Source organism: Halolactibacillus miurensis (genome assembly GCF_900116255.1).
GTDB classification, from domain to species: domain Bacteria; phylum Bacillota; class Bacilli; order Bacillales; family Amphibacillaceae; genus Halolactibacillus; species Halolactibacillus miurensis.
Genome location: NZ_FPAI01000004.1, coordinates 39,404 through 59,290, shown reverse-complemented (window position 1 = coordinate 59,290; position 19,887 = coordinate 39,404). Strand labels below are relative to the sequence as shown.

General features: G+C 40.7%; 19 protein-coding genes. 2 read left to right on the top strand and 17 right to left on the bottom strand.

The annotated features are described in order from the left end of the window. Window positions 1-6: 6 nt before the first annotated feature. Complete coding sequence (gene smc, locus BM390_RS03950; protein WP_089852995.1) at window positions 7-3,576, bottom strand: chromosome segregation protein SMC; 3,570 nt, start codon at window positions 3,574-3,576, stop codon at window positions 7-9. Window positions 3,577-3,698: 122 nt separating this feature from the next. Between smc and BM390_RS03945 the strand changes: the two genes are divergently transcribed. Continuing rightward, the gene (locus BM390_RS03945) at window positions 3,699-3,908 is read left to right on the top strand and encodes a DUF1128 family protein (RefSeq protein WP_062319887.1); all 210 of its coding nucleotides are present in this window, start codon (window positions 3,699-3,701) and stop codon (window positions 3,906-3,908) included. Window positions 3,909-3,970: 62 nt separating this feature from the next. Here the strand turns inward: BM390_RS03945 and rnc are convergent, their stop codons facing one another. The 11 genes from rnc to BM390_RS03890 all read right to left on the bottom strand — a co-directional run bounded on the left by rnc (window position 3,971) and on the right by BM390_RS03890 (window position 14,202). Continuing rightward, the gene (gene rnc, locus BM390_RS03940; protein WP_089852992.1) at window positions 3,971-4,654 is read right to left on the bottom strand and encodes a ribonuclease III; all 684 of its coding nucleotides are present in this window, start codon (window positions 4,652-4,654) and stop codon (window positions 3,971-3,973) included. A 95-nt stretch (window positions 4,655-4,749) separates the two neighbouring features. Next, window positions 4,750-4,983, bottom strand: a complete 234-nt coding sequence (locus tag BM390_RS03935; RefSeq protein WP_062319884.1) for an acyl carrier protein — start codon at window positions 4,981-4,983, stop codon at window positions 4,750-4,752. A gap of 33 nt (window positions 4,984-5,016) precedes the next feature. After that, window positions 5,017-5,751, bottom strand: coding sequence for a 3-oxoacyl-[acyl-carrier-protein] reductase (gene fabG, locus BM390_RS03930; protein ID WP_062319882.1), 735 nt, complete (start codon window positions 5,749-5,751; stop codon window positions 5,017-5,019). Beyond that, window positions 5,748-6,689 carry an ACP S-malonyltransferase gene (fabD, locus tag BM390_RS03925; RefSeq protein WP_062319880.1) on the bottom strand — a complete coding sequence of 314 codons (942 nt, stop codon included), beginning with the start codon at window positions 6,687-6,689 and terminating at the stop codon, window positions 5,748-5,750. Before fabD ends, fabG begins: the two co-directional genes overlap by 4 nt. Further along, window positions 6,686-7,690 (bottom strand): phosphate acyltransferase PlsX, encoded by a 1,005-nt coding sequence (gene plsX / locus BM390_RS03920; RefSeq protein WP_089852989.1) that lies wholly within the window; start codon window positions 7,688-7,690, stop codon window positions 6,686-6,688. The genes fabD and plsX overlap by 4 nt, the downstream gene beginning before the upstream one ends. Window positions 7,691-7,702: 12 nt before the next feature. After that, window positions 7,703-8,266 (bottom strand): transcription factor FapR, encoded by a 564-nt coding sequence (gene fapR, locus BM390_RS03915; protein WP_062319876.1) that lies wholly within the window; start codon window positions 8,264-8,266, stop codon window positions 7,703-7,705. A 92-nt stretch (window positions 8,267-8,358) separates the two neighbouring features. Further along, window positions 8,359-10,395: an ATP-dependent DNA helicase RecG gene (gene recG, locus BM390_RS03910; RefSeq protein ID WP_089852987.1), complete on the bottom strand. Its 2,037-nt coding sequence runs from the start codon at window positions 10,393-10,395 to the stop codon at window positions 8,359-8,361. A gap of 10 nt (window positions 10,396-10,405) precedes the next feature. Continuing rightward, window positions 10,406-11,287: an L-serine ammonia-lyase, iron-sulfur-dependent, subunit alpha gene (sdaAA, locus tag BM390_RS03905; protein WP_062319871.1), complete on the bottom strand. Its 882-nt coding sequence runs from the start codon at window positions 11,285-11,287 to the stop codon at window positions 10,406-10,408. Between the two features lie 89 nt (window positions 11,288-11,376). Next, complete coding sequence (gene sdaAB / locus BM390_RS03900) at window positions 11,377-12,042, bottom strand: L-serine ammonia-lyase, iron-sulfur-dependent subunit beta (protein ID WP_089852985.1); 666 nt, start codon at window positions 12,040-12,042, stop codon at window positions 11,377-11,379. A gap of 92 nt (window positions 12,043-12,134) precedes the next feature. Further along, window positions 12,135-13,802, bottom strand: a complete 1,668-nt coding sequence (locus tag BM390_RS03895) for a DAK2 domain-containing protein (RefSeq protein WP_062319869.1) — start codon at window positions 13,800-13,802, stop codon at window positions 12,135-12,137. 37 nt (window positions 13,803-13,839) lie between these two features. Beyond that, complete coding sequence (locus BM390_RS03890) at window positions 13,840-14,202, bottom strand: Asp23/Gls24 family envelope stress response protein (RefSeq protein WP_062319867.1); 363 nt, start codon at window positions 14,200-14,202, stop codon at window positions 13,840-13,842. A 354-nt stretch (window positions 14,203-14,556) separates the two neighbouring features. On the opposite strand from BM390_RS03890, the gene rpmB reads away from it, so the two are divergent. Next, entirely contained in the window at window positions 14,557-14,745 is a 189-nt protein-coding gene (gene rpmB, locus BM390_RS03885) for a 50S ribosomal protein L28 (RefSeq protein WP_062319866.1), read from the top strand. A gap of 173 nt (window positions 14,746-14,918) precedes the next feature. Here the strand turns inward: rpmB and BM390_RS03880 are convergent, their stop codons facing one another. From BM390_RS03880 to BM390_RS03860, 5 genes are read right to left on the bottom strand one after another with little or no spacing between them, the layout of a single operon-like run. Next, entirely contained in the window at window positions 14,919-15,566 is a 648-nt protein-coding gene (locus tag BM390_RS03880) for a thiamine diphosphokinase (RefSeq protein WP_089852984.1), read from the bottom strand. Between the two features lie 2 nt (window positions 15,567-15,568). After that, the gene (gene rpe / locus BM390_RS03875; protein ID WP_089852982.1) at window positions 15,569-16,228 is read right to left on the bottom strand and encodes a ribulose-phosphate 3-epimerase; all 660 of its coding nucleotides are present in this window, start codon (window positions 16,226-16,228) and stop codon (window positions 15,569-15,571) included. Window positions 16,229-16,230: 2 nt separating this feature from the next. Beyond that, window positions 16,231-17,115 carry a ribosome small subunit-dependent GTPase A gene (rsgA, locus tag BM390_RS03870; RefSeq protein WP_089852980.1) on the bottom strand — a complete coding sequence of 295 codons (885 nt, stop codon included), beginning with the start codon at window positions 17,113-17,115 and terminating at the stop codon, window positions 16,231-16,233. Beyond that, a complete protein-coding gene (gene pknB / locus BM390_RS03865) occupies window positions 17,116-19,137 on the bottom strand; it encodes a Stk1 family PASTA domain-containing Ser/Thr kinase (protein WP_089852978.1) in 2,022 nt (673 codons plus the stop codon). Further along, the gene (locus tag BM390_RS03860; RefSeq protein WP_089852976.1) at window positions 19,131-19,883 is read right to left on the bottom strand and encodes a Stp1/IreP family PP2C-type Ser/Thr phosphatase; all 753 of its coding nucleotides are present in this window, start codon (window positions 19,881-19,883) and stop codon (window positions 19,131-19,133) included. The genes pknB and BM390_RS03860 overlap by 7 nt, the downstream gene beginning before the upstream one ends. Between the last annotated feature and the right edge of the window lie 4 nt (window positions 19,884-19,887).

The window sequence follows — 19,887 nt, the reverse complement described above, 5'->3', positions numbered from 1 at the left end:
TCTTTCTTATGCTTCATTTAAAATAGCAGCTGTTTCTTCTAGTTTTACTGAGACAAAGCGAGAGACACCTGACTCTTGCATAGTAACCCCATATAAGACGTCTGCACCTTCCATCGTGCCTTTTCTATGAGTAATGACGATGAACTGTGTCTCTTGACTATAATCCTTCAGATAGCGGCTAAAACGTTCGACATTAGCTTCGTCAAGCGCGGCTTCCACTTCATCTAGAACACAAAATGGCACGGGTCTCACGCGTAAGATACTAAAGAGTAAGGCAATCGCGGTGAGTGCTCGTTCACCACCTGAGAGTAACGCTAATTGTTGGGCTTTTTTACCTGGTGGTTGGGCTTTTATTTCAACCCCTGTTTCAAGTAAATCATCTGGATTCGTTAACTTAAGTTCTGCATGTCCCCCACCAAATAATTGTTGAAACACTTCGCTAAAGGCCGATTTAATTTGGCTAAACGTTTCATCAAACCGCTTCTCCATCTCGGTATCCATTTCAAAAATAACATCGTATAATGTTTCCTTTGCCTCAAGTAGATCTTGTTCTTGGTTTGTTAAAAATTCAAACCGTTCATTAATACGGTCATACTCATCAATCGCCCCAAGATTAACGACACCTAATTCATCAATGTCACGCTTTAATAATTTAACTTTCATCTGGTCTTCAGCTAAGGTCTCGGTTTTGTCCGTCTCCTGTTGAAGCCGCTCAAAACTCATTTCATATGTTTCTTGTAAGTAGTTTAAGCGATTTTCTAATTCGACATCCAAACGATTCGCTTTCACTTCTAAACGGTTTTGTTCTTCTTTTTTTGCTGTTAGCTGATGACGTTCTGTTTTTAACTCAGCTTCTTTTGTTTCAAGCGTCGTTTGTAAGTTTAACCGTTGCTCGCGTTTTTGCTGAATCGTTTGTAGTAACGTCTGTTTTTCTTCTTCCAATGTTTTCAGCGTTTGAGCGAGGGCTTGTTTTGCTGCTTGATGTTTATCTTCATCCTTATGCAGATCATAAGCGTCGGTTAATTGTTGAACCGTCTCTAACAATTCTTGTTCTCTTGCTTTAACTGCTGTCAATTTTTCTAATTGATATTCGAGCGCCTTCATTTGTTCGGCGTAGTCGATCTTAAGTTGTTGCCACTGTTGATCGTATTGTTTCTTATACGCTTCATGGTGCTCTTTTTCTTCTTCTAGCTGATCAATGGCTTCTTTTAGCGCATCTAGCTGGGCCTTTGTTTTCGTTAACTTTTCTTCAGACTGTTCTTGTTTATTTTTCAATTGATTTTGATCATCATTAAACGTCTGAAGTAAGCGCTCATTGTAGTGATAACTTTCTTCTTGATGCTTTAATTCAAGTACTTTTGCTTTACGCACATCTTCCAATGCATTAAAGTGTGCCTTCTGTTCTGACATCGTTTCTTCCAGTGACTGAAGCTCTTCTTTTAACGCTTGATAAGCCTTTTCTTTCGCTTTAATCGAGTCCATATACGCGTCTGTTCGTGTCACAAATGCGTGTAACTTTTCTGTTACTTGCTTTAATTCCGTTTCACGCGAAAACAAAGAGGACTGTTGACGTTTCATCGCTCCACCGGTCATCGACCCACCAGGATTGACAAGATCCCCATCAAGCGTAACTACCCGGAATTTCCGGTCAACAGCGGTTGCGATACTATTCGCATCTTTTAACGTTTTAGCAATCAACGTCTGTCCGAGTAAATATTGAAGCACAGGGCGATAAGGTTCACTCGTATGAATCACGTCACTTGCGACCGCAATAAAGCCTGGTTCATGTTGTAATCGCTCTTTATAGACATGTGGCAGCACACGCGGTTTAATGGTCGTGAGCGGATAAAAAGTCGCTCGCCCTTGGTTATGTGTTTTTAAATATTGAATAGCTTCTCGGGCGGCTTTTTCATCTGAGACAATCACGTGCTGGGATTGCGCACTCATTGCCGACTCCATAGCCATTTGATAGTCACGCGGAATATCAATCAGCTCAATCACGGCTCCGTGGATACCTGTTAGAGCGTTTTTATCGCGTGCTTTAAGGACAGCTTTAACCCCTTGATAAAAACCTTGAAAGCTTTCTTTAAGCTCTTCTAACATATCTTTCTTAGATTCTAACTGATCAATTTGTCTTTCTGCATGGCGGCGTTTATCGTACATGTCTTGAAGTCGCGCTGACTCTTCGTCTAACTTGCTTTTTAAAGCACTGACATCCTTATTCTGACGTTCAAGCGTCTCACCTAACGCTGCCGTTTCTTGCGTGAGCTCTTTTAGCTCGTCATTTAGTTCAGCGCATAGAGATTTTTTATCGTTTACCTGCGCTTTAAAATCTAACTCTTTGTTAGACAAGTTGTGATAGTCTTTTTCATATGAGTCTCTGGCGTGTTTGAGTCGTGCCTCTTCGTTTAAAAGCTCGATATAATCACTTTTCTTATCGGCTAATTGTCGGTCAAGGTCATCGACAGACACCGCTAATTTTTCTTTCATATGAGCGATTTTAATTTTCAAATCTTGTACAGATTCAAGCATCGTACTATACGTCGTTTCAAGTGACTGTCTTCTCTTTCGCTCATCAGTGAGTGCTTGTTCGTTTTTTTCTTTATCTTCTACTATTTTATCTAGCGAAGCTTGTGCATGACGTTCACGTTCCAATAAGAGTTTTTGTTCACCCGATTGTTTTTCAAGTGTTTCTGTTACTTCTAATAAGGACGTTTGAAAAGACTGAACCTCTTCGTCAATGTGGTCTAACTGCGCATGAATATCATCATTTTTTTGCTCTTTTTGATCTAACTCCAGTTGCGCTTGAATCACATGATCTTTTAATTGGTCAATTTTCGCTAACTGTGCACGCCATTCTGTGAGCATACGATCAATTTCTGTATGAAGAACGGACTTTTCAACAGTCATCAATGCTTTCTTTTTCGCTAAGTAATCTTTAGCCACTGTCGCTTGTTCTAAGAGCGGTTCGCGCTGTTGATTAATTTCATGAAGAATATCCTCTACGCGGTTTAAGTTTTCTTCTGTTTCAACCAATTTAAACTCAGCTTTTTTCTTGCGTTGTTTATATTTTAAAACACCCGCCGCTTCTTCAAAGATCACCCGGCGTTCTTCCGCCTTTGAACTTAAAATCTCTTCAACTTTACCTTGACTAATAATAGAGAAGGCTTCGCGTCCTAAACCAGAATCTAAAAACAAATCAACAATATCTTTCAGTCGACAAGACTCTTTGTTTATGTAGAACTCACTCTCGCCTGAGCGATAGACCCGGCGTGTCACACTGATTTCATTATAATCCAGCGGAAGGGTTCCTGAACGGTTATCTAGCGTTAAGGTTACCTCAGCCATATTAAGTGGCTTACGCGTATCACTCCCTTGAAAAATAATGTCTTCCATTTTCGTTCCACGCAATGATTTCGCTGATTGTTCACCTAGTACCCAGCGAATCGCATCTGTCACATTACTTTTACCACTGCCATTTGGACCAACAACAGCTGTCACACCTGGGACAAAATCAACGTGAATCTTTTCGGCAAAGGATTTAAACCCGACCGATTCTAATTTTTTTAAATGCATATTGTCGTCACCTTTTCTAATTAAACCAAAGAGTTTAGGCACTCCTTGTTTCTTTTTCGCCGACTTTATTTTATCATAGATTAAGGACAGTTAGAAGATGAGATATGAGGGGGGATAAACAAATGTCAACGAACCAATCACTTGAGTCATTGCTAAAGACGTTACAATCAAGGTTAAATGTTGTGAATGAAGGTGTATTTAATCCAGAAGATTTTGATCCAGACAAGATAGATGATTTAGCTGCACTTGTCAATTTTATCGAAGCACGCTCGCATTTATCTTTACAAGAAAATGAGGCTGTCATTACTGAATTAAAAGCCTTACGAAAATAAAACATCGCTTGAATCTATGTTAATTACAGGGATTCAAGCGATGTTTTGTACACTTTATTTTTTTAGGATTGGTGCAAATCAAGCGCCCGTTTAGCTGCACGTTGTTCTGCTTCTTTTTTCGTCCGGCCGTGGCCTTTTCCTGATACTTCTTGATTAATTTTCACATGAGCGACAAACTCACGGTCATGGGCAGGTCCATGTTCAGCGATAATTTCGTATTCAATTTCAGCATGTTTATTTTGTTGGATCAATTCTTGCAGTTGACTCTTATAATCCAGCCCATGTAAAAAGGCCCCTTCTTTGACTTTGGGATAGACATGCTGTTTTAAAAACGAAACCACGACTTCAAATCCTTGATCGAGATATAACGCCCCGATAAAAGCTTCAAATACATCTGCTAAGAGTGCCGGTCGTTTTCTTCCTCCGGTGCGTTCTTCACCTTTTCCTAGTAAGACAAATTTATCAAAATGCAATTCTTTCGCAAATTTCACCAGGGCCGGTTCACAAACGATGGATGCTCTTAATTTAGTTAATTCACCTTCGGCTTTGTTTGGAAATTCACGGTAGAGATATTGAGAAATACCCAGTTCTAAAACGGCATCACCTAAAAACTCTAATCGCTCGTTATCTTGATAAATCCGATTTTTATGCTCATTGACGTAGGATGAATGAGTAAATGCTTGTTCAAGTATCTTTTGATCATGAAAGAAAATCCTTAACTCTTTTTGTAAATCTTTAAAATTCATTCCTTCACCTCCTTTTTTTCTCCCTATATCTTATCTTTATTTAGTGAAAAAAGCAAAGGTCTCGTTTAAAAAAACGAGACCTTTTTCAATATTTTTTAAGCTTGACTGTCTATGTAGTTCACAGCATCAGCTACTGTTTGAATTTTTTCTGCTTCTTCATCAGCAATTTCCATATCAAACTCATCTTCAAGTTCCATCACTAATTCAACAACATCTAGTGAATCTGCTTCAAGATCATCTTTGAAAGATGCTTCAAGTGTTACTTTTTCTTCTTCCACATCTAAACGGTCAACAACAATTTTCTTTACGCGATCGAAAGTTTCTGCCATTTGTCATTCACCCCCTTTCAAATAATATTATGATTACATGTACATGCCACCATCAACCGACAGCGTCTGTCCTGTAATATAGCTTGCCGCATCCGACGCTAAGAAATACACAGCATCAGCCACTTGTTTCGGTTCCCCAAGAGCTTTGAGTGGTATTTGATTGAGCAATAATGTTTTTTGTTCATCTGAGAGTGCATCTGTCATATCAGTCGTAATAAACCCAGGAGCCACCGCATTGACACGAATCTGTTTGGCTGCGAGTTCTTTCGCGGCTGATTTTGTCATGCCAATCACACCTGACTTCGCTGCGACATAGTTAATTTGACCAGGGTTTCCTGACAAGCCCACAACAGAACTTAAGTTAACAATCGCGCCACCTTTTTGTTTCATCATCGGACGTGCGACAGCTTTCATCATCAGAAAGACACCTTTTAAATTCGTATCAATCACCGCATCAAAATCGGCTTCTTTCATGCGCATAAGCAAATTATCACGCGTAATACCCGCATTATTAACGACAACATCAATCTGTCCAAACGTATCGATCGTCTCTTTGACCATGCTTTTGACATCAGTCTCATCGGCGACGTTTGCTTTTACCACAAGGGCTTCTTGACCTAAAGCTTCTACTTCAGCCTTCACAGCCAACGCTTTGTCTTCATTACCATTGTAGTTTACCACAACACTATAGCCATTTTCAGCAAAAGTTAAGGCGATTTCTCGACCAATTCCTCGCGATGCTCCAGTAATAAGGGCAACTTTTGTCATGATTCATCCTCCTTGTACCATTGAACAAAGGCCGTCAATGAGTCTTGATCTTCTACTTGAAAAACACGTGCCCGTCGATGAATTTTTTTCACTAAGCCGGTTAATACTTTTTTATTACCGACTTCGACAAAGGCATCAATTTCATCATGATCTAACAGATGGCGGATACTTTCTTCAAACCGTACTTTACTATAGAGCTGTTCTGTTAACCTGTGTTTAATTTCATCCGGGTCTGTTTCCGCTTGCGCTGTCACGTTATGTAATAACGGGACTTGCGGGACTTTAACATCCACATCCTTTAAGACAGATGCAAACTTGTCTGCTTGCGGCTTCATAAATGACGAGTGGAACGGCCCACTTACCGCTAAAGGAATGACACGTTTGGCGCCTTTTTCTTTTAATAACGGCGTTATTTCTTCAATCTTTTGTTTGTCACCTGAAATAACAATTTGACCAGGTGAATTAAGGTTAGCTATTTCTACTTGGTTATTTGTCGTATTTAATACGTCTTCAAGCACATCCTCAGTTAGACCAAGGACCGCACTCATCCCGCCTTTACCTTCTGGGTCGGCTTGTTCCATCAATACCCCTCTTTGGTAGACGAGTGTCGTTGCTTGTTCTAAAGTTAAACTCCCACTCGCAACAAGGGCACTATATTCTCCTAAACTATGTCCTAAGACCGCAACAGGTTCAACCCCTGCTGCTTTTAGAGCGTCTAACAATACACCACTTGTTAAAACAAGCGCCGGTTGAGCATGTTTTGTTTCTGTTAATGATTCGATTGGACCGTCAAACATTAACCCGCGCAGATCAAAACCTAACCAATCATTTGCTTGGTCAATCGTTTGTTTGGTTTTTTGGTCATGTTGATATAGACTCATGCCCATCCCTAAGTCTTGGGACCCTTGTCCAGGAAACATGAAGACAACACGTTTCATTCGCTCACCTCCATGTCCTTCATTGATTGAACCGTGTCAGCAATCGTCTCGCTCACCCGGTGTTCAACCATGGTCATAGTTTGTTTAATGGCGCTATAAATCGCTCGGTCATTGGAAGACCCGTGCGCTTTAACCACAGGCGCTTTTAAACCGAATAAAGCCGCGCCACCGTACTCTGCGTAATCTAATTGGTCTTTTAAACCTTTTAAATCTTTCTTTAAGACGGCGGCGGCGAGTTTAGTTTTTAGTGATGACATGAAAGTTGCTTTAAGCATCTTAAACATATTCATCGCTGTCCCTTCGACTGTTTTAAGAGCAATATTGCCACTAAAACCATCCGTTACGACCACATCGGCCACACCTGAGAGTAAGTCACGCGCTTCCACGTTACCAACAAAGTTAATCGGTGCCTGTTGTAACAATTGAAACGCTTCTTTTGTTAATTCTGTTCCTTTATTATCTTCTGTTCCAACATTTAATAAACCGACGCGTGGTTGTTTTATCCCGCGTACTTTTTCGGCATAAATTGACCCCATGATACCATATTGTAGTAAATGTTTCGGTTTCGCTTCAACATTCGCTCCGACATCAAGCAGGACGAAGCCTTTTTGATCAATCGTCGGTAACGTTGGGCTTAATGCTGGGCGCTCAATACCTTTAATTCGGCCAACTTGAAATAACCCCGCACTCATTAATGCCCCCGTATTCCCGGCTGAAATACACGCATCCGCGCGGTGTTCTTTCACCTCATTAGCCATTAAGACTAAAGAAGCATCTTTTTTACGACGTACCGCTTTTACGGGTTCATCGTCCCCTGAAATCACGGTCGTCGTATGGATCATCTCAATCCGCTCGGTTGAAGTTAAAAACGGCTGAATCTTTGATTCATCACCGACTAAAATAATCGTTAAATCTTTATGAGCTTTGGTTGCTAACATCGCACCTTTTACAATGGCTTCTGGTGCATGGTCGCCACCCATTGCATCTATGACAATTCGCATGAATTTTGCCTCCTACTGTTCCTTCTGGCGATACATCGTAAAGTTCCCTTTAAAAACGGGTTCGCTTTCTACAAAACTTTCCACGACCACACGTGTCCGGTTGTGTTTTTCCAACGTTTCTACGTGTGCTTTAGCTACGACACGTTCGCCTTGTTTCACTTGTCGAGTAAATTTAATCTCAGCCTTTTCAGTTAAGGCAAGTTCATCATCAATCACGGCCACCGCAAGTGAATTGGCTTGGGCAAACAAATGGTGCCCACGCGCGATATCATTGCGACTAAATACATGGTCTTTCGTAATATCTAATATGGAAATCGCTCGGTGATCAAGTTCAAGATCAATGATCTCTCCTATCACATCATCTAGCGGGAGTGCCTTCACTGTTTCATTCCACTGATCTGTCGCTACCGACTTGATTCGTTCACGTAATTCTGGAATCGATAACTCCATCCGATCTAACCGAATCGTTTGAATGCTGACCCTAAAAAAGTCCGCTAAGGCTTCGTCAGTAATAAAAGGCGTTTCTTCAATTTTATCTTTTAATTTCTCTTGGCGAATTTTCTTTGGTAATCGCATGTTTTCACCACCTATATCTGTGCCGTTTCTTCATCCTATGACTAGGTACTAATAGTAATATATATGACTTTGATTGTTTTTGCAAGTCTAAATTAATCAAATCCTTGTTGATATTGTTTTAAAATCGTTTCCACATGTTGTTTTAAAGGGGCATAGTCTAGGTCATTATCTAACAAATCACCGTATATAATATCAGTCGCATCGCGTCTTGCTGTCTCAAGCGTACGATAATCCTCCACTAAATCCGCTAAACGAAATTCTGGTAAACCGCTTTGTTTTTTACCGAAGAAATCCCCCGGACCACGTAACTTTAAATCATACTCAGCCAGTTCGAATCCATTGGTCGTCTCTGTCATGACCCGCATCCGCTCTTTTCCGACATCACCTTTTGGATCAGCAATCAAGATACAATAACTTTGTGTATCGCTTCTTCCTACTCGACCACGTAACTGGTGTAGTTGTGAAAGACCGAACCGCTCCGCATCATAAATAACCATCACGGTCGCATTTGGGACATTCACACCGACTTCAATGACCGTTGTCGAGACTAATACATCACGCTTTCCTTCAGTAAACTCCTTCATGACCGCATCTTTTTCATCATTTGTCATACGCCCATGTAGTAAGCCAATCAATACCCGGCTGTCATAATATACCGCTAACTGTTGATACAGATCAACCGCATTCTGGATATCCATCTTATCAGACCCTTCTATTAACGGTGTAACAATATACGCTTGATGCCCTTTATTTACTTCCTTTTCAATAAATGCTAAGATACGGTCTAACATAGTGTCTTTCACCCAAAACGTTTCAACCGGTTTTCGACCAACGGGCATCTCATCAATAATAGACACATCCATATCCCCAAAACTTGTTATCGCTAATGTCCGCGGGATTGGGGTTGCGGTCATAAATAGCACATCAGGATCCATGCCTTTCTCACGCAACACTTTCCGTTGATTCACACCAAATCGGTGCTGTTCATCAATGACAACAAAGCCGAGGGAATCAAAATCAACCTCAGCTTGAATTAAAGCGTGTGTTCCGATGACGACATCTACTTCGCCACTCGCAAGTCCCGCTAAAATCTCCCGCCGTTTTTTACCTTTGACTGACCCTGTTAACAATTCAATGTGGAGCGTGTCTTTAAACAGCTGACAAAAACCTTGATAGTGTTGTTCTGCCAGAATTTCTGTCGGCACCATTAACGCACTCTGACTACCAGCCGTATGTGTCAAGTAGATGCCAATCGCCGCCACAATCGTTTTCCCTGAACCAACATCCCCTTGCAGTAAGCGGTGCATGCGATAAGGTGAGGTTAAGTCTGCCTGAATCTGTTTCATCGCTTTCATCTGAGCGTCTGTCAGCGTGAACGGTAACGCATGGATAAACTGTTGCACCAGCTCAAAATCCGGTTGTTTTTTAACACCGGTCGTTCGTTCGCGGTTAAACTTTTTAATCGCCTGAAGTTTTAACTGAAACAACAACAATTCATCATACACGAGTCGTCGCTTTGCTTGTTTTAAATGTTTAAAACTTTCCGGGAAATGCATCTGTTTAAGCGCGTAAGCTAAAGAAATCAATTTATACTTCGTCATATATGTATCGGGTAAAAATTCATCTAGTTGTCCTTCGACTTGTTCTAAGGCTTGTTTGATTAGTTTTTTAAACCGTTTTGACGGAACGACTTGTTTTAATAGGTACACAGGTTCAATCGGCTCATCCGGTCCTTTCTCACCAAGAAAGTGATGCTCCGCTGTTAACTGTTGACGGTATTGATCCCACTTTCCTGTGACAGTCACCGTTTTACCTGCTTGTAATTGTGTTTTTAAAAAGTGGCGATTAAACATGATGACTTTTACTATCACATCACCGACTTGTAAGGGAAAAGTTAAACGAGATTTTTTCTTACCAAAAAAGCTCACTAAACTATCGGCGACGATTGTCCCTTGAATCGTCGCCTTTTGTTCGTGGATCAGTTCGCTTAGCGGTAAGATTTGATGATGATCATAACGTGATGGAAAAGTATAAATTAAGTCTCTAACCGTATAGATGTGTAATTGATTGAGTTTTTCTTCTAGTGCCTCACCAACACCTTTTATTGTCGTTACTCGACTATCCAACATCGTTATCCACTCACTTTGTCGTTTGATTTGAGAATATTTCTTGAGCTAGTCGTTTCCCCGTTGGTGTGGCAGCCAAACCACCTTCTGCGGTCTCTTTAAATGCTACAGGCATCCGTTGACCGACGCGGTACATCGCTGAAATAACCTCATCCGTTGGAATGACGCTCTTCACACCGGCTAAGGCCATATCGGCAGATACAATGGCTTGAGAGGCGCCTAGTGCATTGCGCTTCACACAAGGTACTTCAACGAGACCAGCGACAGGGTCACATATTAACCCTAACATATTTTTTAGTGTGATACTAAAAGCATGCGCGGACTGCTCGGGCGTCCCGCCTGCCATTTCAACGACAGCAGCCGCCGCCATTGCAGAGGCTGACCCAACTTCTGCTTGACAACCCCCTTGCGCGCCCGAAATAAAGGCATTATTCGCCACCACTAACCCAAAGGCGCCTGTCGTAAATAAAAACTTGACCATATCTTCTCTTGACGCGTGTAATCGGTCTTTTACCGCAAATAACACACCAGGGACACAGCCGGCACTCCCTGCTGTTGGTGTAGCACACACTTTCCCCATCGCAGCGTTAACTTCATTTGTCGCCACCGCTTTACTAACCGCATCTAGTAAAATAGGACCTGAGAGAGGCTCGTGTTCAGTGAGATACTTATTGATTTTCACCGCATCGCCACCAGTCAGCCCAGTAACAGAGCGCACGCCCTCTAAACCTCGCTCAATAGCTTCTTCCATCACTACTAACTGAGATTCCATTCGACTAAATACATCTTCATAACTCAATTCATATAAAGCCATTTCACGTTCAATCATAAGATCTGCAATGGCTGTATTTTTTAATTCTGCCAGTTCAATTAATTCTTTTACAGTACGAAACATCCTAACTTCCCTTTCCTTGTCTCTATTTATCTCTATCGAGATTATACTTACAACAAACGATATGACGCGACATTAACTGAACCCAAACATCAATCGACGACTTTAGCGAGCCGCAAAATATGTTTAGCATCACGTAAAGCGGCTTCTACCTCTGGTTCAATGTTCTGATCTAATTCAATTGTCATGAGCGCTTCTTTACCAACATCTTTACGATTTACTTCCATCCGTCCGATATTTATTTCGTAACGGGCTAAAATTTCTGTCACTGATGCGATCGCTCCGAAACGGTCGTTATGCATCACTAAGATGGCAGGATGGTTACCTGACAAGTTTAAGTTAAAGCCGTTTAACTCAACAATTTCAACTTTACCCCCACCAATCGATTGACCGACCAACTCTAAATGATCTGTGGCATTCATTACTTCGATTCTCACCGTATTTGGATGAGGTACCGCAGAATAATCTTCGATAAACTCCACATGAATGCCTTGATCTTTTGCGTGAGACAAAGCGTCAATGATTCGCTCATCATCCGTATTATATCCTAAAATCCCCGCGATTAAAGCAACATCAGTCCCGTGTCCTTTATACGTTTTTGCAAACGAGCCGTACAAGTGACATTTGACGTAATGAATGTCTTCAGCAAACAAGTAACGTGTCGCTCGTCCAATTTTCACTGCTCCTGCGGTATGAGAACTCGATGGCCCAACCATGATAGGTCCTATAATATCAAAAACTGATTGAAATTTCCCCATTCAGTCATCTTCCCTTCAACTTTAAAAATTAATGATATAAAGAAAAGTGTCTCGAAATAAAAATTCGAAACACTTTTCGTCTAAATTCACGCTTATTCAACTGAGAAAATATAAGAATAGATGGGTTGTTGTCCTTGATGAACTTCAACTTCAAGATCTTCAAATTCTGCTTCTAAGTAATCAACGATCGCTGTCGTTAACTCATCTGTTGCATCTTCACCTTGTAATAACGTGAAAATCTCATCATCTTCATCAACTAATTCATTCAGTAACGCTTTGATTGTTTCAAATTGATCTTTATTAGATGCTTTGATTTTGCCATCGAGTAAGCCCATAAAATGGCCATTTTCAATTGTCAAACCGTCAATTTGCGTATCGCGAACGGCATACGTAATCTGCCCCGTCTTCACAGCTTTTGCACCGTCAATCATCTGTTGTTTATTTTCTTCTAAATTCGCCTCTGAATTAAACGCAAGTAAGGCGCTCATGCCTTGAGGAATGGTTTTTGTCGGTACAACGACGACGTCACACTCGGCTAATTCAGCTGCTTGTTCAGCGGCCATAATAATATTTTTATTATTAGGTAAGACGATCACTTTTTTCGCATGGGCTGCTTTAATTGCTTCTGTTATATCTTTTGTGCTAGGATTCATCGTCTGTCCGCCTTGCATCACGACTGTTGTACCTAGACTCTTAAGTAATTCAGCAATACCCTCACCAACTGAAACAGCGACAATACCGTATTCACTTAATTCTTTTGCCGTTTCTTTCGGTTGGTCTTCGTTCACGATTGCACTGTGTTGTTCACGCATGTTTTCTACTTTAATCATCATAAAGCTACCAAAACGTTGCGCTAAGTTCATCGCTTCACCTGGATATTCCACATGCACATGCACACGGACATAATCATCATCTGAAACAACGAGTAATGAATCACCCATTTCTGATAATTCCGAACGGAATGTTTCTTCGTCATACGGATGATCTTTTAACTTATCGTCTTCGAACTTCACCATGAACTCCGTACAGTAACCGAATTCAATCTCTGATGTATCCATATAATCTTGGTGATGTGATTGGTGATGTTCAGCACTTACTAAGTCATCCATCGCCACAGAAGCCACTTCACGTTCTGGTAAGGCTTCACCTTTTAATGAAGCTAAAAACGCTTCATAAATCACAACAAGTCCTTTACCACCACTATCAACAACACCGACTTCTTTTAAAATCGGTAAGAGTTCTGGGGTATAATCCAAAGATACTTTACTCGCTTTTACAACTTCTTCTAGAAATACTTCTAAGTCTTCTGTCGTTTCAGCAATTTCTAACGCTTTATTTGCTGTATCTTTTGCGACAGTTAAAATTGTTCCTTCTACAGGTTTAATAACCGCCTTGTACGCTGTTTTCACACCGTTCTCTAAACCTTTAGCGAAAGTTTTCGTTGTAAGAACATCAAGTCCTTCAACCCCTTTACTAAACCCTCTAAAAAGTTGAGACAAAATAACACCTGAGTTTCCTCTAGCACCCATTAAAAGACCTTTAGCAAACGCACTAGCTACGTCACTAATCGTTGGATTTTTTAGCTTACTTACTTCCTGAGCACCTGATGTCATTGATAAATTCATGTTTGTTCCTGTATCGCCATCTGGCACAGGGAATACGTTTAATGCATCAATCATATCTGCATTATTTGATAAGTGATCGGCGCCAACTAACACCATTTCTTGGAGCTTGTCACCTTCTAGTTGTTTTAATACCACAATGAGTTCCTCCCTTTAAACCTTACAAAAATAGACGTTAGTCAGCTTGAACACGTACGCCTTGAATATAAATATTTACTGCTTTAATTGGTAAGCCTAATGTCTTATCTAATGTATACTTGACTTGTGATTGCACGTTGTGAGCAATTTCAGAAATCTTAGTACCGTAGCTCACAATAATATACATATCAATAGAAATTTCATCTTCTTGTTGTGTCACAACCACACCTTTAGAAAAGTTCTCTTTTCTTAAGATTTCGGCAATACCGTCTTTTAATTGATTTTTTGACGCCATACCAACGATACCGTAACACTCAATGGCTGCACCACCAGCGACAGTAGCAATAACTTCATTTGTTATAGTGACGTGACCATCTTTTGTTGTTAATTCAATTGTCATCTGTTTACCTCCTAATTTGAATCTACCGTTTTTATTATCTCTTCATTTCTTTCACGATTAAAAACATGCATAGCCATTAAACATTTTACAATACTTTTTCACTTAAGAAAAGGATTTAACAAAAGAAAGCGTAGGAAACACTTTTATCCCTTTGTTTTTTAAATTTTTCTTCTCCCATTACTTTGAATGAAAAACCTTATGCTGTCAAGTGTTTATCCTTGATTTGCGACTAAAAACCTTGAAGTGATAAGCTTCTAAAAGAAGTTTTTTACTTAAATTTAATTGCAATTGTCGATTAACTATGATAAATTATATGAGTATGAAATGAGATAGTTGTATGTAGGAGGGAAAAATATGAGCCGTAAATGTGTCGTAACCGGACGTAAGACAGTTTCTGGAAACAATCGTTCACACGCTATGAACGCTAACAAACGTAACTGGAAAGCAAATGTTCAAAAAGTACGCATCATGGTAGACGGTAAACCAAAACGTGTTTACGTATCTGCTCGTGCATTAAAATCTGGTAAAGTTGAACGTGTATAATACGTTAATGATGAAATAAAGCGCAGTTGCCACTTATGGCCTGCGCTTTATTTTTATGCCTTTACATCTTAATGACGACACCTTAAGCTAATGCTTTCGCATCCGCTGCAATATCTTCCCGATAAAACTTGGCACTTTCACTGTAAAAAAGAGCATTCCCCTCAACCCTCTCATTAAAAAGTTTCTTGGTCTTCAGCACTTATTACTATGAGTATGCCTTTAGTGAAGGAAATAGACCCTTCAATCGTTAGGAGATGATTCGATAACGTCAAACTCGAGCCCTCTTCTAATGTCCGATCCACTAACGGATATTTAAACCCGTCTAACGTCACTCCGATAACTTTTTCGGTCGCAGGTAAAATCGAAATATAACGTTCGGGGTTTAGTTGAACCTTATGCACACCCGGTACATAGACGTCCATCGTATGATAACGATCGATCATTTTTGCCTTGATATTTCGTTTAACTAAGCGTTTCAACAAAGCGAGATTAGCTAACGTGTGGTCTAATCGACCGCCAGTAATACCATAAAAAATCAAGGTGTCTTCTGGTTGTTGATGTATTGATTTAACCGCAAGTTCTAAATCTGAATCGTCTTTATCCGCCGGAAAAAGATGCATGTGTTTCGCATGTTGTTTAATTCGTTGTCGTTCTTCCGCCGTGACAGAATCAAAATCACCAATCGCTTGAAATAGCGGCAGACTTTCTTCTAGAATATATAAACTTCCTCGGTCACAACCAATCCAATAATCAACAGGTTGATTCTTTAAACAAGGAAGGAGAGCCTTTGGCCCTCCTGCAACAATACCGTAAACGGTCATAATTACTTTTCCTCGATGACTTGACGTAATTGATCAATCGCTTCTTTACGGTCGGTTTTATTAAAAATAAAGCTCCCCGCAACGAATACATCAATACCTGCTTCTTTACACCAACGAGCTGTTTCTGTATTAATGCCACCATCTACTTCAAATTCTAAGTCAAGTTGCATATCTTTACGCCACTGATCGGCTTGTTTAATTTGATCGAGTACACTCGGGATAAATGACTGACCACCAAACCCTGGGTTCACTGTCATAAACAGCAATAAATCGAGTTCTGGTAAAATCGGTCGAATCAACTCCACAGGTGTCGCAGGATTGATGACAAGTCCTGCCTTCACACCTTTTTCTTTAATATGCATAATCGTTCGGTGCAAGTGGGTACACGCTTCATAATGTACGGTAATAATATCCGCCCCACTGTCTGCGAATTGATCAATATAGTGATCTGGATTTTCAATCATTAAATGAACATCCAGCGGTAAAGTTGATATGGGGCGAATCGCTTCAACGACAAGTGGACCAATCGTAATATTAGGGACGAAATGCCCATCCATGACGTCAACATGAATATAATCCGCACCTGCTTGTTCAACTTCTTTAATCTCATCGCCTAATTTACTAAAGTCTGCGGATAAAATCGATGGGGCTATTTTTGACATAATTAATACCTCGGCTTTCTTTGTTTAATCTCTTCATAAAACTGTTGATAATGCTCATACCTAAACAGGGCAATTTCTCCTGTATCGACCGCTTGTTTGACGCGACATTTCGGTTCATTCATATGCATACATCCTCTGAACTTACACGCGTCACTATATTGTTCGAAATCAACAAATAATTTCGGCAACTCCTCTAAATCAATCTCGGCAAAATCTAACGAACTAAATCCTGGCGTATCAGCAACGTGACCACCTAAGATAGGGACTAACTCCACGTGACGTGTTGTATGCTTCCCGCGCCCTAAACTATCAGAAATTTCAGCTGTCTTAATTTTTAAGTCTGGGTTTAATTGGTTTAAAAAACTAGATTTCCCCACACCCGATTGACCCGCAATCACTGTCGTTTTGCCTGTTAATAAATCTTCTAATTGCCTTGAATCTTGCTCTATAATGGTGGAGAATTCTTTTACAACATAGCCCATAGCCTCATAAATTTCTCGGTAATGAGCAACGGTTTGATAATCATCCTCTTCCAGCAAATCCATTTTAGTTAGTAAAATCACCGGTTCAATCTTATGCTTTTCAACCAACACTAAAAATCGGTCTAGTAACACCGTACTAAAATCCGGCTCTTTAACGGATACCGCAATCAGCGCCTGGTCAACATTGCTGACGGGCGGTCTGATTAAGGCGTTTTTACGCGGTAACAATTTGGTAACGGTACCGTCTGTCTTATTAGCTGATTCAAATTCAACAAAATCTCCTACAAGAGGCGTTTCTTTATTTTTCCTGAACACACCTCTTGCTCGGCATTGGAATATTTCCCCTACCTGGTCTTCTACATAATAAAACCCACTTAGCGCTTTCATAATCTTTCCTTCGGTCATTTATTCACCACCTTCAATGTCATCATATCGGATTGTTTTCTGAACCACTGTCTGATCATCACGTTCCACGCGGTAAACCGCTTGGTCATTCGGTGCAATTTCTAGAGGAATGGTAAAGGTAGTATCTGATGTAATCATCTGGACTTGGTACGTCTCCGATAAATCATGTGAGATGTCATCAATATATATTCTCACTTCTTGTGGAATTAAGCGCTCTTCTTCCGTTGTATTGTCATCATCAGCAGGTAATTCATCCAGCGTATAAGATACGGTCACCTCTTCTCTATAGGTTTTGACAGGTTTTTCTTCTTCCCCAAGTGACACGACAAGGTTTACGACAGAGCCTTCTTCTACTTCGACATCACCTTCCGGTGATTGACGAATGACCTCACCTTCTGGCACGCTCTCGTGATGTTCTTCTGTTACTTTTGCGACTAAATTTTTATCCGTCAAATAATCTCGCGCTTCTATTTCATCTAAACCAGTTAAATCATCTAACGTCACCATACGCTTACCGACACTCACTTCAAACACAACAATCGTTTCAGATGGTACGACTTTTGTACCTGGCTGAGGCTCAACCTGGGTTAGAATGGTTCCAACCGGTTCATCTGAATACACATCGATCCGCTGAACATTTTGAAAATCTTGGCTCAATAACAGTCTTTCAACTTGACTATATGATTGATCGGTATAGTCACTTATCTCAATCGGTTCCTTACCTAATGAAACAACAAGACTAACAGCCGTTTCCTCTTTCACGAACCGTCCGGAGTCAGGCGACTGACTTATAACCATATTCACTTCGACTGTATCGTCAAAGACTTCTTCAATGTCATAAGTTAAATGATTATTTTCTAACCATCGTTTCGCTTCTTCAACATCGCGATTCGTTAACTCAATCAGTTCAACATCATCAGGTTGTAATAAAATCGGAAGGACAAACAAACTAAACAATACACTCAACAGTATAACAATGGCGGCAATAGAGCTGCCCCAAATAATTTTTTTCTTCTTCGACGCTTGTTTTTTCTCAAGCGAAGAGGTAGCTTTTTTTTCATCTTGAACCATGGCTGGCTTTCGGTGAACAACCGTATCGTGTGCTGACTGATTTTCAAATAAGTTTGCTTGGATCACGGGAACTTGTTTCGTTTCATCTCCTTCAATAAAAGGCACTTGAAACGGTGCTTCATGAAGCCGATCATCATTTAAGACCGTCCGTAAATCCTCAATAAATTCATCCATTGACTGATAACGATTTAATGGATCTTTTGCCGTTGACTTTAGTACGACATTCTCCACACTTTGTGGAACATCTTCCGCCCACTTCTTCACCGGGGGTACGACTTGTTGTAAATGCTTTAATGCAACAGAAACCGCTGATTGGCCTGAAAACGGTAAGCGTCCGGTCAATAATTCAAACAAGACAATCCCAAGTGAATAAATATCTGACTTCGTATTCGCCAAACCTCCACGGGCCTGTTCCGGTGATAAGTAATGGACACTACCTAAGACGGCATTTGTTTGAGTCATTGACGTCGAACTTAAAGCCAGCGCTATCCCAAAATCAGTGACCTTTACTTGCTTATCATGGGTCACTAGAACATTTTGTGGTTTGATGTCACGGTGAATAATATGATGATCATGGGCATGTTGAATCGCTTCGGCAATCTGGGACGTGATCATGACCGCTTCATCTGGGTCCAGCGGGGCATGAAGTTGAATGTAACGCTTGAGCGTCATACCATCCACATACTCCATGACCATATAATAAATATCATCTTCATCATCTACATCAAAAATGGTGACAATATTCGGATGAGATAAGCTCGTCGCATTTTGTGCCTCACGATGAAATCGTCTGATAAAATCATCATCATTGGCATACTCAAGCTTTAGTACTTTAATCGCCACTTCTCGCTTTAAAATGGTGTCAAACCCTAAATAGACATTTGCCATACCACCACCACCGATGAGTGACTGGACTTTATAACGTTCGCCTAATAATTTACCTTCTAACAAGAGGCTTCACCTCCTGTATCTTCACTAATTAAGACGAGGGAAATATTATCCTCACCGCCACGTGCATTCGCTTCAGCGATTAACTTTTCTCCAGCTTCATGAAGCGTCTCTGCCGATAAAATAATCGCTTGTATATCCTCATCCGACAGTTTATTCGTTAATCCATCAGTACAAAGCAACAATTGTTCACCGGGCTCACAACTGACCATGGTGACATCAATGTCGATTGGCTGGTCAGTACCAACAGCGCGAGTTAAGATGTTTTTCTTCGGGTGGACCCTTGCTTCTTGTTCGGTAATTTCACCTGCGCTCACAAGGGCATTCACTAGTGAGTGATCCTTTGTGATTTGTCGCAGCTTTATGCCCGACATTTTATAACAACGGCTATCACCGACATGAGCGACAACAGCCATATCATCGACAATAATGACAGCCACAACGGTTGTCCCCATACCACGATAGGCCTCATTTTCCAAAGCTTTTTGATAAATATGTTCATTCACATTTTGTAACGACTGAGTAAGATACTGTTCGACATCATCGACACGTGTCAATCGTTGTTCTTTCGACCAATGCGTTTGAAAATACTTGAGCACCATCGCGCTAGCAACATCTCCCGCATTATGCCCCCCCATACCATCCGCAATAATATAGAGCGCTTGCTTGTCTTGATTACAGACGACGCCTCCCGTATCTTCATTGTAGGGTCTGACGCGTCCTTGATCCGTTATAAATACATGTGTCATCTTT

What these genes read in the sequence shown, in the direction of transcription:
- BM390_RS03890 (WP_062319867.1), bottom strand. Translation starts at nt 14,202, where the DNA reads ATGACAATTGAATTAACAACAAAAGATGGTCACGTCACTATAACAAAT.
- sdaAB (WP_089852985.1), bottom strand. Translation starts at nt 12,042, where the DNA reads ATGGGGAAATTTCAATCAGTTTTTGATATTATAGGACCTATCATGGTT.
- rnc (WP_089852992.1), bottom strand. Translation starts at nt 4,654, where the DNA reads ATGAATTTTAAAGATTTACAAAAAGAGTTAAGGATTTTCTTTCATGAT.
- fapR (WP_062319876.1), bottom strand. Translation starts at nt 8,266, where the DNA reads ATGCGATTACCAAAGAAAATTCGCCAAGAGAAATTAAAAGATAAAATT.
- rsgA (WP_089852980.1), bottom strand. Translation starts at nt 17,115, where the DNA reads ATGACCGAAGGAAAGATTATGAAAGCGCTAAGTGGGTTTTATTATGTA.
- BM390_RS03860 (WP_089852976.1), bottom strand. Translation starts at nt 19,883, where the DNA reads ATGACACATGTATTTATAACGGATCAAGGACGCGTCAGACCCTACAAT.
- sdaAA (WP_062319871.1), bottom strand. Translation starts at nt 11,287, where the DNA reads ATGTTTCGTACTGTAAAAGAATTAATTGAACTGGCAGAATTAAAAAAT.
- recG (WP_089852987.1), bottom strand. Translation starts at nt 10,395, where the DNA reads ATGTTGGATAGTCGAGTAACGACAATAAAAGGTGTTGGTGAGGCACTA.
- BM390_RS03935 (WP_062319884.1), bottom strand. Translation starts at nt 4,983, where the DNA reads ATGGCAGAAACTTTCGATCGCGTAAAGAAAATTGTTGTTGACCGTTTA.
- rpe (WP_089852982.1), bottom strand. Translation starts at nt 16,228, where the DNA reads ATGTCAAAAATAGCCCCATCGATTTTATCCGCAGACTTTAGTAAATTA.
- fabD (WP_062319880.1), bottom strand. Translation starts at nt 6,689, where the DNA reads ATGAAACGTGTTGTCTTCATGTTTCCTGGACAAGGGTCCCAAGACTTA.
- smc (WP_089852995.1), bottom strand. Translation starts at nt 3,576, where the DNA reads ATGCATTTAAAAAAATTAGAATCGGTCGGGTTTAAATCCTTTGCCGAA.
- fabG (WP_062319882.1), bottom strand. Translation starts at nt 5,751, where the DNA reads ATGACAAAAGTTGCCCTTATTACTGGAGCATCGCGAGGAATTGGTCGA.
- BM390_RS03945 (WP_062319887.1), top strand. Translation starts at nt 3,699, where the DNA reads ATGTCAACGAACCAATCACTTGAGTCATTGCTAAAGACGTTACAATCA.
- rpmB (WP_062319866.1), top strand. Translation starts at nt 14,557, where the DNA reads ATGAGCCGTAAATGTGTCGTAACCGGACGTAAGACAGTTTCTGGAAAC.
- plsX (WP_089852989.1), bottom strand. Translation starts at nt 7,690, where the DNA reads ATGCGAATTGTCATAGATGCAATGGGTGGCGACCATGCACCAGAAGCC.
- BM390_RS03880 (WP_089852984.1), bottom strand. Translation starts at nt 15,566, where the DNA reads ATGACCGTTTACGGTATTGTTGCAGGAGGGCCAAAGGCTCTCCTTCCT.